The sequence below is a fragment of the Mesorhizobium ventifaucium genome, from assembly GCF_935822925.1.
Lineage (GTDB): Bacteria > Pseudomonadota > Alphaproteobacteria > Rhizobiales > Rhizobiaceae > Mesorhizobium > Mesorhizobium ventifaucium.
This window is the reverse complement of record NZ_CAKXZS010000001.1, coordinates 91,217-103,482: the sequence shown is the minus strand read 5'-3', so window position 1 is coordinate 103,482 and position 12,266 is coordinate 91,217. Positions and strand designations below refer to the sequence as shown.

Annotated in this window: 9 protein-coding genes and 1 pseudogene; 4 read left to right on the top strand and 6 right to left on the bottom strand. The window is 59.2% G+C overall.

Features of this window, described 5'->3' with window-relative positions:
• Positions 1-52 precede the first annotated feature (52 nt).
• Both NMG70_RS00465 and NMG70_RS00460 read left to right on the top strand, forming a co-directional pair.
• Positions 53-1,291 carry a trans-sulfuration enzyme family protein gene (locus NMG70_RS00465; protein WP_254017815.1) on the top strand — a complete coding sequence of 413 codons (1,239 nt, stop codon included), beginning with the start codon at positions 53-55 and terminating at the stop codon, positions 1,289-1,291.
• Between the two features lie 40 nt (positions 1,292-1,331).
• A complete protein-coding gene (locus NMG70_RS00460) occupies positions 1,332-2,234 on the top strand; it encodes a dihydrodipicolinate synthase family protein (protein ID WP_254022741.1) in 903 nt (300 codons plus the stop codon).
• 286 nt (positions 2,235-2,520) lie between these two features.
• On the opposite strand, the gene NMG70_RS00455 is transcribed toward NMG70_RS00460, so the two are convergent.
• Positions 2,521-2,769 (bottom strand): DUF982 domain-containing protein, encoded by a 249-nt coding sequence (locus NMG70_RS00455; protein WP_254022740.1) that lies wholly within the window; start codon positions 2,767-2,769, stop codon positions 2,521-2,523.
• 645 nt (positions 2,770-3,414) lie between these two features.
• Between NMG70_RS00455 and nodU the strand changes: the two genes are divergently transcribed.
• Positions 3,415-5,100, top strand: coding sequence for a nodulation protein NodU (nodU, locus tag NMG70_RS00450; protein WP_254022739.1), 1,686 nt, complete (start codon positions 3,415-3,417; stop codon positions 5,098-5,100).
• A 158-nt stretch (positions 5,101-5,258) separates the two neighbouring features.
• On the opposite strand, the gene NMG70_RS00445 is transcribed toward nodU, so the two are convergent.
• Together NMG70_RS00445 and NMG70_RS00440 are read right to left on the bottom strand one after the other, a co-directional pair.
• Positions 5,259-5,684 carry a hypothetical protein gene (locus tag NMG70_RS00445; protein WP_254022738.1) on the bottom strand — a complete coding sequence of 142 codons (426 nt, stop codon included), beginning with the start codon at positions 5,682-5,684 and terminating at the stop codon, positions 5,259-5,261.
• 164 nt (positions 5,685-5,848) lie between these two features.
• Positions 5,849-7,237, bottom strand: a complete 1,389-nt coding sequence (locus NMG70_RS00440) for a transposase (RefSeq protein ID WP_254022737.1) — start codon at positions 7,235-7,237, stop codon at positions 5,849-5,851.
• 142 nt (positions 7,238-7,379) lie between these two features.
• Here NMG70_RS00440 and NMG70_RS00435 point away from each other — a divergent pair, with 142 nt between their 5' ends.
• On the top strand, positions 7,380-7,709 hold the full coding sequence (locus NMG70_RS00435) for a hypothetical protein (protein WP_254022736.1): 330 nt from the start codon (positions 7,380-7,382) through the stop codon (positions 7,707-7,709).
• A 283-nt stretch (positions 7,710-7,992) separates the two neighbouring features.
• Here NMG70_RS00435 and NMG70_RS00430 read toward each other — a convergent pair whose 3' ends face one another.
• From NMG70_RS00430 to NMG70_RS00420, 3 genes and pseudogenes are all read right to left on the bottom strand, one after another.
• Positions 7,993-8,745: an acetoacetate decarboxylase gene (locus NMG70_RS00430; protein WP_077378813.1), complete on the bottom strand. Its 753-nt coding sequence runs from the start codon at positions 8,743-8,745 to the stop codon at positions 7,993-7,995.
• 522 nt (positions 8,746-9,267) lie between these two features.
• Positions 9,268-9,552 (bottom strand): annotated as a pseudogene (locus NMG70_RS00425) (ribbon-helix-helix domain-containing protein); the annotation flags it as partial.
• 396 nt (positions 9,553-9,948) lie between these two features.
• Positions 9,949-12,204 (bottom strand): S46 family peptidase, encoded by a 2,256-nt coding sequence (locus NMG70_RS00420; protein WP_254022735.1) that lies wholly within the window; start codon positions 12,202-12,204, stop codon positions 9,949-9,951.
• Between the last annotated feature and the right edge of the window lie 62 nt (positions 12,205-12,266).

Below are 12,266 nucleotides of genomic sequence, written 5' to 3'. Positions count from 1 at the left end.
CCTCTGAGTTAGTGTGACGGCATTGTCCCCGAAATCAAGAGGGCTAAAGCCGATGACCAGCGCCGAAGATCAGCTTGAAGCCGAGGCAACATCAACGCCGTCCCGGAACGACGTCGGTCTCGCATTCGCCACCCGGGCCATCCATCATGGCTACGATCTGGCCGGCTTTTCCAATTCCGTTCAGACGCCGGTGTTTCTTACATCGACCTATGGATTTGAAAGCGTGGCAGCAAACGAAGCCGCCGCCGCGCTTGGCGGAAGGCTCTACGCACGCGAATACAACCCCACCACCGAGATCCTCGAAAAGCGGCTCGCCAATCTCGAAGGAGCCGAAGCTGGGCTGGTACTCGCCTCGGGGATGGCCGCCTTCGGGACGCTGATCCTTTCGCTGCTTTCGCAAGGTGACGAACTCATTGTCCACAAAACACTCTATTCGAATACGCTCGCCATGGTCGAACAGGGGCTGCCGCAGTTTGGCATCAAGGTCGTTGCCGTCGACCTGTCGAATCCGAGCAATCTCAATGGCGCCATCACTGACAGGACCCGGCTCGTGTTCTTCGAGACGCCAATCAACCCGCTGAGCCGTATCCTCGACATCGCCGGCATTGCCGAACACGCCCATTCTCGCGGCGTGAAGGTCGCCGTCGACAGCACCTTCGCCTCGCCCGCCCTTCAGCGTCCGCTGGAACTTGGAGCCGACATCGTGATCCATTCGCTGACCAAGTACATCAATGGCCACGGCGATGCTCTGGGCGGTGTGATACTCGGCGATGCGAAAACACTGCACCTGCTGCGCGAAACTGGCCTGCGCTATCTCACCGGGGCAGCGCTCTCGCCCCTGTCGGCGTTCCTGATTTTGCGCGGATTGAAGACACTCACGTTGCGTATGGCGCGTCACAGTGCCTCTGGGCTTGCGGTCGCTCAGGCGCTCGAGGCGCACCCGGCTGTGGCTTGGGTTAGCTATCCATTTCTCGGCTCTCATCCCGACCATGAGATCGCGCGCAGACAGATGTCGCAAGGCTCGGGCATGTTGGCTCTCGGCCTCCAAACGGGATTCGAGGGCGCGCGCCGTATGATGGACCGGCTCAAGCTGATCATCAGGGCGGTCAGCCTCGGTGACGCTGACAGTCTCATCTATCATCCGGCAAGCCTGACGCGCTCGCGCAAGTCAATCCGCACGGACGCGCATTTGCCTGACGGAGTCGGCGACGACCTCATGCGTCTGTCGGTAGGGCTCGAAGACGCCGCCGATTTGATCGCGGATCTAGAACAGGCACTGGACGGGATTTGATGCCCAACGCTTCACCCAATGTAACAACGGGAGCTTCAGCATGGCTTTCCTGAGCGGCCTTTCGGCCTTCCCAATAACGCCAAGCGACAGTGACGGCGTCGTCGATGTCCTGGCGCTTCGAAAGCTGATAGCGCGGCTTTGCGCAGCAAAGGTGGATTCCATCGGCCTGCTCGGTAGCACCGGCACCTACATGTATCTGTCGCGCGCGGAACGCCGCCGGGCGATTTGCGAGGCGCTGGACGAGACGCGTGGACGAGTCCCGCTCGTGGTGGGCGTGGGCGCTTTGCGCACCGATGAAGCGGTACACTATGCAAGTGATGCGAAGGCCCTCGGCGCAGCCGCGGGGTTGCTCGCGGCTGTTTCCTACACCCCGCTCACTGACGACGAAGTTTTCGAGCATTTTTCGACAGTGGCGCGCGAAAGCGGCCTACCGATCGTGATCTACGACAATCCTGGAAACACGCATTTTCGCTTCACGCCAGCGCTCATCGAGCGTCTGGGACAGCTGCCTGGGATTTTCGCAATTAAAAACTCAGCCGACCGGGGCGATGCTATCAAAGGCCAACTTGCGCACCAGAAAAAAATTGTGCCGAAAGGATTCTCGATCGGCTACAGCGGCGACTGGAACGCCGCCGAGGCCCTGATCGCAGGCGCCGATACATGGTACAGCGTCCTCGGTGGCATCTTGCCCGACCCCTGCCTGAGGATGGTCAGAGCCGCTCAGCACGGCGACCACACAGAAGCACACCGGATCGACGCCACCCTGGCCCCGGTGTGGGAGCTTTTTAAGACGTTCTCGAGCCTTCGCGTCGTCTACGCAATCGCCGAGCTCCTCGAAATCTGTTCCGCCGAGCCCCCACGGCCAATCAAGCCGCTTTCCGCTGCCGCGAAGTGCCAGCTCGCCGGCGTCCTGGACCGTCTAGGATCAGGTGTCGGATCGTAAGCCGCGCGACTTCATATCGCCGAGGGAAAATGTACGCACCGACCCTTTCGATGGGACTAGCCGAGATGTTCTCCGTAATCTGATCGGAAACAATGCGCGCGGCGTGCTGATCGCCGATGGGTCGACAGGTCCCGACGCCAATCACGTCCTCGTTCGATTGGCAGAACGTCTTACCGGCGAGGGAGGTAGCTGCGTTCCGGGCCGCCAACGCCTACATTTCTCCGGAAGAGTATTCGGGCCAGACGACTTCCACTCGAAGCATCAAAACCTTGATGCGCTACAGCATTCAATCGCTGCGAAGGATCTTTGCTTCAAGCGCTGCTGCCACAAAAGCCCTTCGAGCAGCTGGTGAATGGGCCTCACCACGCAATACCTGCAGACAAGCGTCCATCGCTACCCTCCGTTTCTCGGTCCGATGATGAAGGTCACTGATCAGGATAGCGGCCGCTTGGTTGACATCGAATACGATACGCTCAGAACTGTGGCGGCCAACCTGAACAACGACCGCCCTCTCAAATCTGTGCAAGCCGGTCATCTCTCCGCCCCCAAGGCGATATCCGTCAATAGGGTCCCGCTCGTCTTCTTTGCCGAGCCGACCCGGTACCACTGCATCTGTGAGCCGAGACAATGCCCGTTTGACCTACCCCGCGCTAGCCTCACACGCGCTTAGCCGCTCTGTTCCGCTGCCGATCTGCAGGCGGGATCCGTCGGTGTCAGATGTTGTGCCTCCAACATGACGGCGCGATTCAAAAAGGCGAATAGGCCCTTTGGGCGCTGCCCCCGCCATCGAAAGTCTTGTCTATAGAGACCTGTCGATAGAGACCTAAAGAGTAGCTTGATCAGGGAAGGCTCTAGCGCGACACCTTCGTGCTCAGTACGCGCACGCTCGGTGCCGAGGGAGCGCGGACCTCTCGTGGCGCGGGTGATGCGTGACCGTGCACATCGTTGCCCAGCGGCTTGCAGTGGCCAGCCCTTCCCACTGTGCCGCACAGCGCTGGTGTCAGCCATCTTGTTCTAGATCACGCGGCAGACCTTATCATTCACCGCGCGGATGCCTCACATCCAAACAATCTAATTTACCGGTTCCTCATGATCCTGCATAGCGCAACATCAAAACCCACGGCTATGTTTTCCAGCCGTTTCTGCGGTTGCTCCACGGTCACCTCGACAAGGATCTACTATGCGCATTTGCGGTATCAAGCTGACGCACGACGGGGGAATCGCTGTCGTGGAAGACGGCAGATTAGTCTTTTGCATCGAGCAGGAGAAGCTCGACAATAACCCACGGTACCAACATATCGAGCGGCTTGAGACGGTCGTCGCCGTTTTGGCGGAAAACGGGCTTGCTCCGCGCGATATCGACCGGTTCGTCATTGACGGATGGGACGGTGAGATCCAGTCGGAATTCCAGGTTCTGAGTAAGGGCTCCCCTATCACTCTCAACGGCGCGCCATATGTGGAACGGGACGCCGAAAATCCCCTGACAGCCTGTCAAGGTTCCGGTCTCATGCTCGACAATGGGGTATTTTCTTATGAAAGTTACCCGCATGTTCTTGGGCACGTGGCTTCCGCATACTGCACCAGCTCATTCGCCAAAGCAGAGGAACCGGCATTTTGTCTGGTATGGGACGGCTGCATCTTTCCGCGGCTTTACTACGTCGAGCCAAGTGGAGTCCGATTTGTTGGGTGCCTGTTTCCGATGATAGGCCATGCCTATGCCGCCGCGGGCCAACATTTCGGTCCTTACAGGCAAGAACTGCGGACTGGCTGGAATCTCGGTATCGCCGGCAAGTTGATGGCCTATATCGCGCTCGGTGTGGTCCATGAACACATCATGAATGTGTTTCAGGAGCTTTACGACTATCATTTCGCCGGGGATACGGACCTTGCCTTTGGCTACAGGAACAACAGCCACAGTGAAGACGCGTTACTCACGGCTGTGCACGACTTCTTCGATGCCAGCGCGTCGCGGTTAATCCCCGAAACGCCCGAGGACATTCTTGCTTCGTTCCATGCCTTCGTAGAGCGTCTTCTCGTCCGGGGGATGACAAGCACGCTGCGTGGGTACTCGGTTCCCGAAACCCGAAACCTGTGCATAGCCGGCGGATGCGGGCTGAACATCAAATGGAACAGCGCCCTTCGGGCGAGCGGTTTGTTCGACGCAGTCTGGGTGCCTCCGTTTCCAAACGACAGCGGATCGGCGATCGGTGCCGCTTGCTGCGCGCTGGCCGCCGACAATGGTTTCGTACATCTCGACTGGTCAGTCTACAGCGGGCCAAATGTGAGCCATGGCAAGGTTCCGCCTGGTTGGCAATCTGCTGCTTGCAGCCTGAAAGAACTTGCCAGCGTGCTCGCCGACAACAAGCCTGTGGTGTTCCTTGCAGGCCGCGCAGAGCTTGGTCCACGTGCTCTGGGAGGCAGAAGCATCCTGGCGGCCGCAACTTCGCCGGAAATGAAGGACCATCTCAACAAAATCAAAGTTCGAGAGCACTTCCGGCCGGTAGCGCCAATATGCTTGGAGGATCGTGCACCTGACATGTTTGACCCCGGCACGCCGGATCCTTACATGCTGTTCGATCACCGAACCCGTTCGGAGTGGAAAGAAAAAATCCCGGCGGTTGTCCATCTCGACGGGACAGCGCGACTTCAGACTGTTTCGAGGACTTCTGAACACCCAATCGCAGAACTTCTGATGGAATATGAGAAGCTCACGGGCATTTCGCTGCTCTGCAACACGAGTGCAAATCTCAATGGACGTGGTTTTTTTCCTGATGCGGCTGCCGCCTGTGAGTGGGGATGCGTAGACCACGTTTGGTGCGACGGGTTGCTGTTGACCAAGACAGGTCCAAGTCAATTCGAGGGCTGAGCGACCTGCGCCAGGTTCCCGTGACGAACTTGAGTTGCCGCGAGCCGAAGTGTGGAAGGCGTTCGCTGGCAAAGCAAGCCCGCCAGGGCGACCAGAGGCAAGGGCGGCGTAACGACTGCGGTCGGCAGGAGCGCGCGCTGGTGGGTTTGGCAGGGGAGCTATAGGGGATCAACCACGCCTTCCATTAGAAAGGCTCCCAGCGCACTCATCAATGCCTGGGCGGTTTCCTGGTCGAGTTGCAGTTCGACCTCATCATCGTCATCCGTAATCAGCAGCAAGGTGCCTTTCAGCGGGTTGCGCGACGTGACCAGCACATCGTCATCCTGGAACTCGACTTCGCGGGCCATAACTCCGACCTCCGTTGCTCGAGTCAGGATGACGCACCAGCCGCAGTAAAGAAAGCATTGAGCGATCCTGAGGCGCGGCGAATTTCGTCGCATTACCTCGATGGTGAAGGCGATAAGCAGGCGGGCATTATTGAAGATGTGGTTGGCGTCCGCCTCTCCATCGCAACCAAACCATACTCGGTTCGTTGACCTACGCTGGTTGATCCCAGCCCACTCCATACCCTGGCGCATCTTCATCGACACAAGGTCGAATGGTCTGCGGCGTGTTTGGGTCGATATTGTTGATTTAGTCGTTGCCGGGACGGCAGCATGGCTCTTGGTCGGGTCGATCCGGCCAGATTTGCCGCAGTTTTCGGGTCTCGCTACTTGCAGTGTTTCGTTTAGCGGCGGCTGTCCCTCCTTTACGCCATGGCAGCGATCATCGGCCCGGCCGGTGGTCGGAGCTTTGCCAATCTTCTGAGATTCTGGGCGGTAGCGGCGAGGAGGAACTCGTCGCGCGCGCCTGAGGGACCGCGCAGTCGCAGACGTCCAAGCCGCAAAATGCGCTTGAGATGCGCGAACAGCATCTCGACCTTCTTCCGTCGATGACGGGACCGCTCATATTCCGGCGTCTCGGCAATTGCCCTGGCGACATCGCGGGCATCCTCGTTCAGATCTCGGGGGATCTTACGAGAGGGCATATTCGGACAGCACTGCGGCTTCAACTCGCAGACTTTGCAGTCGTGCTGGCTGGCGCGGTAAAGCCGCGTGCCCGCACTGGTGATGCCTGTGCGCGGCGTCTTGTAGCTGCGCCGGAACTGCACCAGCCGTTTGCCACCCGGGCAGGTGTATTCGTTCGCGTCCGGATCGAACATGAAGTCGGCGCGCGAGAAAGTGCCATCCGTCCGGTTGGACTTATCGAACACCGGGATATGCGGCGCGATCTCCCGTTCCTTGACCAACCAGGCGAGGTTCGCTGCCGATCCGTAGGCGCTGTCGGCGGCCAGATACGTCGGCTTCAGGCCGAAGCGGTCCCCGGTCCTGTCAATCATGGAGCGCGCGGCTCCCACTTCAGCCTGCCGGATCGCGCGCGTGGCTTCGACGTCCAGGATGACGCCATGGTCGGTGTCGATCAGATAATTGGTGGCGTAAGCGAAGAAGGCATGACCCTTGTGCGCTCCGGTCCACTGCGCCGCCGGATCGGAGGGTGAGATGAACTTCGGAGTGACCTCACTGGCCGCTCCGAAAGCGGCGTCATCCAGGGTTGCGAGATACTCTCGTACCGCTCGACCAGCCCCGGCACCAAAATCGGCGGCGCGCCACTCGTCGCCCGGAACCGAGCGTTGTTTGTTGGCATCGGCCGCGATCAGGCTGGCGTCCACCGCAAACCCTTCGCCACCTACCAGGCCTTCGCTCAGGCAGCGTTCCACCACGGTCTCAAAGAGGTGCCGCAGGATGTCGCTCTGCCGGAACCGGCCATGGCGGTTGCGCGAGAAGGTGGAATGGTCAGGAACCTTGCCGTCCAATCCCAAACGGCAAAACCATCGATAGGCAAGGTTGAGGTGAACCTCCTCGCAGAGCCGTCGCTCGGATCGAATGCCCATGCAGTATCCAACGAGCAGCATCCGCATCATCAACTCGGGAGCGATCGAGGGACGGCCGATGGTGCTGTAGAACGGCTTCAGCTCCGAGCGGACGCTCTCCAGATCGAGGAACTGGTCGATCCTTCGAAGGAGGTGGTCATCAGGGACATGATCATCGAGACAGAAATCGTAGAACAACTGCGCCGGTGCCACCTGCGATCCCATCATCGTCCCATTCCCTCCGGAATCAACAGGTGGATGGAATCACGACACCGCCAGCCGATCAACGGCGATTAAATCAACACTATCGGTCGAATGCCGACTTTCAGCCTTCGAGTGTCCGAAAAATGTCCACATATTTCGGACCAGCATGGCTCTGGCTAACTTGCTACCAACAATACAAGTAGCTGCCGAGCTCGACGTCGTAATCAAATGTTTGGTAGCGCAAAACGCCCTCATGGACGTAGAGCGGTTCGGGCAACCTTCCTGCGACCAAGAGCGAAATGGAGCGAAAACGGCCATTATCGCCGGTATCGGGTCGATGCCGCTGAAAAGTCGATTCTGTTTTCTTGATGTTTGCCAGGAGAACGGACGATCATGGCTGGTCGCCGATGCCAAATCGGGGAAGCTCGGTTTCGTTTTCTGCTCGGCAACAGGAACTCTTGAATCCACAGCTTTCACCAACTCCATTTTTTACTGACGCGTCGCCCCGCGCTATAGACGCCGCGACATATAGAGCGCCCCTCGCAGAGACCTCGCAGAGTGGGGCTGTGAGCGCGGGATTCTGTTACGAGATCCGATGACTCCGATCTAGCTTTACGAGGTGGGCTCATCGTCATAGCAACAGTCGTCGCACGGCCACACCGTCCGCGAACGGCACACCGAAAACTTTCCGCAACGGCTTGATGCTGCTTCGTGACAGCCAACTTTCTTTGTTGCCCGACCTACATGCTGGTCGTTTTCTGATCACCTTGACTTCGGGTTCACGCCGCCTGCGGTTCGGCCAGATAGTCGTGAACAACTGTCCCGAGGCCGAGTGTCAGATCCGCGATGAAATGGGCGGCTGAAACGACCTCCAGAACCGGCAGTTCTGCAATCGGCGCGAGTGCATGCGACCGTAAGTCCAAGCCTGCGGGAGCACCCCATGCGCCCTTCAATGTCACGTCCTCCATCTTAAGGCGTACCAACTCGCAGACGCGCAGGCTGCCATCGACATGCGGAATAATCTTCAGGAGGAATGTCGGCTGACACAGCGAGGCCAGAACCTCGCTGTGGTCGAGCGCCCAATGTTTAAAGCCCATGGTGCCTGTTGCGATCCGGACCGGGCCGTAGTCGAGGGTGCCGACCAGTGTGTCTCCATAGACCTCTAACGCAGGATGTGCATATTTCTTCGGGAATCCCCACAACTCACGGCCACCCAAAATTGGCGGTCCGTCGTCCAAATACATGGCATGCGAATAGCCGCCGATCACGTCGTTAAACCTAACGGGAATGACCTGGCCGGACTCAATATAGCTCCCGAAACCCGCAGAGTCGGGCATGCGAATGAACTCAAACTTTACCAAGGGATCATCGAATTCGAGTGGCTGAGGGACTACGGCGCGTAGCCGGTCGGGGTCCGTCCGGTAGGTGATGATAAGGTACTCGCGGTCCACGAAGCGATATGGCCCCGTCGGGTAGGCGGGGCTTGTCAGCGGCATCGAATAGGCTTGGGCACGCACATCTTTGGACTTCAAGGCTTCTACCTCCCCGGTGAGCGCTGCATCCCGGATAAGAACGCTTACACTGCTAAGATCTACATGAAGCTCGCAAGGAGCATGCCAAGGCGGTAATACTTTGATTGATTGATATTTTTCAGGTTTTCTACAACGGCCGCTCAGCTATTAGGTCTGATATGTCCTCTTTTGTAAGCATCCTGCCATTGCGGCATCGGCGACACAGGTATCGCCTAGGGCTTGTGTATATGCGCGAGTTTACAGAGGCTTCGAAATAAGCACCGACCGGGTCGGGCACCTCTGGGCACCATTCCTATCCCCCTGCAGATTTATCCCGTTCCACGAGGGGCGCATCAATGCCAGTCGAGCGAATTACAAACGGTTCGACGCAAACAAGCATTCACCGGCGGAGTCACCAGCTAGGGAAAGAGTCTGCCCAGCGTTCCGCTTGATCCAAGGTCTAGCGACCGAGCAAATTCGTGTCCGCGCGCAGGTGCAAATGCTCCACCTGCGCCCTCTCGCCTTCACGCAGCTTCGCTTGAATTTAAGACGCCCGTCGTGTGAGGGCCGGTAACCGCGCAGATAGAGTGCGCAGGTAGTCCTGAGCATAGACGCGAAGTTCGGGATATCTCCGTTGATCTCGAGTGCCTCGTCACAGAGCTTGGAGATAAATTTCGTCGTTGACAGACCCTGGCTCTCGGCAATTTCGTCGAGAAGTGTCCAAAAAGCGGCCTCGAGCCGGATGCTGGTCGAATGGCCGGCAACACGGACCGAACGGTTGGTCTGGCGGTATCCTTCGGGATCCTGTCTCGCGTAAACCTTGCACATCTGTGGCCTCCCGTTCCTGTGGACCGCCGTTGTTCCTGTCCGGCGGTTTTCATTTCGGCATTTTCTCCACAGAAGAGCTGCATCGTCTTGTCTCCATTGCGAGGGAATAGTCGGTTCAACGCGGCTTCAGAACTCGGGTTGCTCGTTTTCGAGTAGACGAACAAGCGTTGCTCGGTGCGACTGCACCGAGTTACGTCATTGGACGGGTATGCCAAGGGGGAAACGGAATTGGCAACTGCTCAGGCGCTGGCGAACCTTCGAATGTTGCGCATGCGTTGGAGCGCCGGCCGATTCGAGCACGATCAACGATCGCTGTGGCAAGGTCACGTCAATGTCCCGATGTGCCGTTCTGGCTGGCTGACGCCGACTCGTTCGCCTACCGCCAGACTACCCCGCTCAGGAGCGCGACGCCGGTAGCACTCCCATCTCCTTGAGCAACCGGCTAGCGCCGTCAATCTTGTCCATGGTCCAGAGCATGAAGCGACCGTCGACATGGATGCTGCGGCTGCGGTCCGCGTTGCGCTCCCAGTCAGAAATTACGCCCTCGAGCGTGCCGTCGAAGGCGAGACCCACGAACTCGCCGCGTCCGTTCAGCGTCGCCGAGCCGCTGTTGCCGTTGGTGATGTCGGCGGTGGACAGGAAGTTGACCGGTAACGTGCCCAGCGCCGGCGCGACATAGGGGCCATAATCCTTGGCTCGGATCGCTGCGATAGCCGCATCTGGAGCGTCGAACTCACCCTTGCCCGTTTCTTTGGCCAGAAGTCCCTCGGCCGTGGTAAAGGGCATCCAGATCTGCCCGTCGCGTGTTCGCCCCGCCACCTTGCCCCAGGTGATGCGCAGCGAGCCATTCGCGTCGGGATACATCGGCCGGCCGATTGCCTGGCGGTAGGCACGCTGGCCGTGCATATAGATGGCGCGAGCCGCCTGGCTGCGTCCAGCGCGGTCCTTCGCAGCGTGCTTCGCAGCTATGTCGCCGGGATAGAGCGCGACCGCCAGCTTGATGAAAGGATCGTCCGACGCCTCGAAGGCAGCAGCGGGCTTGCCGAGCCAGCCGAGCCGCGTTGCCGTGTCTGCGAGTTTGGTGTCTGCATAAAGTCGGTCAAGGCCAATTTGGTCCAAAGTGGTTTCGAACGCAGTATCGCGGTCCTTTGCGTCCAGCCGGCGATATTCATCGAGCGCAGCCTCGAACAGCTTGCGATCGATGACGGGCAGATAACTGCGTTCGATCTGCGTCAGTTGATCCACGGTCTCGTTACGGTCACGATCTTGAAAGCCGCTTTCGCGATCTTCATCGGGCTTCTCGTGCTCCTTCGCCCAGCGATAGAGAGTGCGTGCCGATGAGAGGATTTGCGCGCGGTCCAGCAGCGCCTGGCGCAGCCTCGCCAGCGAAGCCCGGCTATTCTCGCTCACCATCGCGTCCAGTTCGCGGATTGCTGCGTCGAAGCGCGTCTGCCGTACGGGATACTTAGTGACCCAGGCGCGAAAAGCTTTCTCCTCGTTAGCCTTGCGCCCGTCGAGGCCGATCGCGTCGGCGCCGGCAAGATCGCCCGCCAGCTTCTTCTTGTAGTTTTCCACGCCTCGCAGGATGGAGGCGTAGCGGATCTGCGCTTCGCGATTGCCTGCCGTGGCTTGCTTGATCTGGGCCGCATAATCCGACAGCAAATGCTGCAACAGCGGTTCGTAGTGCGCGAAGTTGAACCGGACTTCATCCGCGGTGAGGAACCGATTGGTTGCTCCGGGAAAGCCGGCGACCATCACGAAATCGCCTTCTTGCACGCCTTTAGAGGCGATGCGCAGCCAGTTCTTCGGCCGGTAGGGCACGTTGTCGCGCGCATAAGGCCGGGAGGAACCATCAGGGGCGACATAGGCGCGATAAAAGCCAAAGTCGCCTGTGTGGCGCGGCCACATCCAATTGTCCGTTTCGCCGCCGAAGTTACCTATGCCGAGCCCGGGCGCATAGACGAGGCGCACGTCCTGAATTTCGAGCTTCTGCTGGAGATAGTAGGAGGCGCCGCCATAATAGGACCCTACGTCGCAGCGGCGATTGGGCTGTTCTTCACATGCGGCGATCAGCGCCTTGCGGTTCGTGTCGAGCCGCTCATAGCGGGCAAAGCCGTTCAGCTTGTCCGATACGCCCTTGAGCATGTCGGCGGTCACATCCGGCATATCCTCGATCACATAGATGCGGCTGCCGGGCACCGCGGGTAATTCCTCACCCAGGCTCTTCGCCAGAAAGCCGTTGGTGAGATAGTCTTGGCTCTCCTTGCTGTTGTACTGCATGGATCGGAACACGCAGTGATGATTGGTCGCGACCAGTCCTTGCGGGCTGACGAAGGAGGCGGAGCATCCGCCCAATGATACGATCGCGTTGAGCGGGGCAGCGTCCAGTCGGCTCAGCTGCGCGGGATCGATCTGGAGCCCATCCGCGCGCATGGCCGCGCCCACTTCCGCAGTCTGGGCCGGCATCCACATGCCTTCGTTCGCCGATGCAGCGGTGGCCGTCCAGAGCAAGGCGATGGCGCTTACCCGAGCAACCATTTCACATTCGCAGTTCATACTGGTGTCTCTCCCATTCTGTCTACTGTTCTCCGCCGACTGGATCGATGGGGTATCGGGCTGGCTGGCGTCCGCCAGCGCCTGCGCGGCTGCCACTGGGTGAAGACTGAGTGGACGGTCAACGCAAAAATCTGGATGACGCTCCCCTCACATTCTAT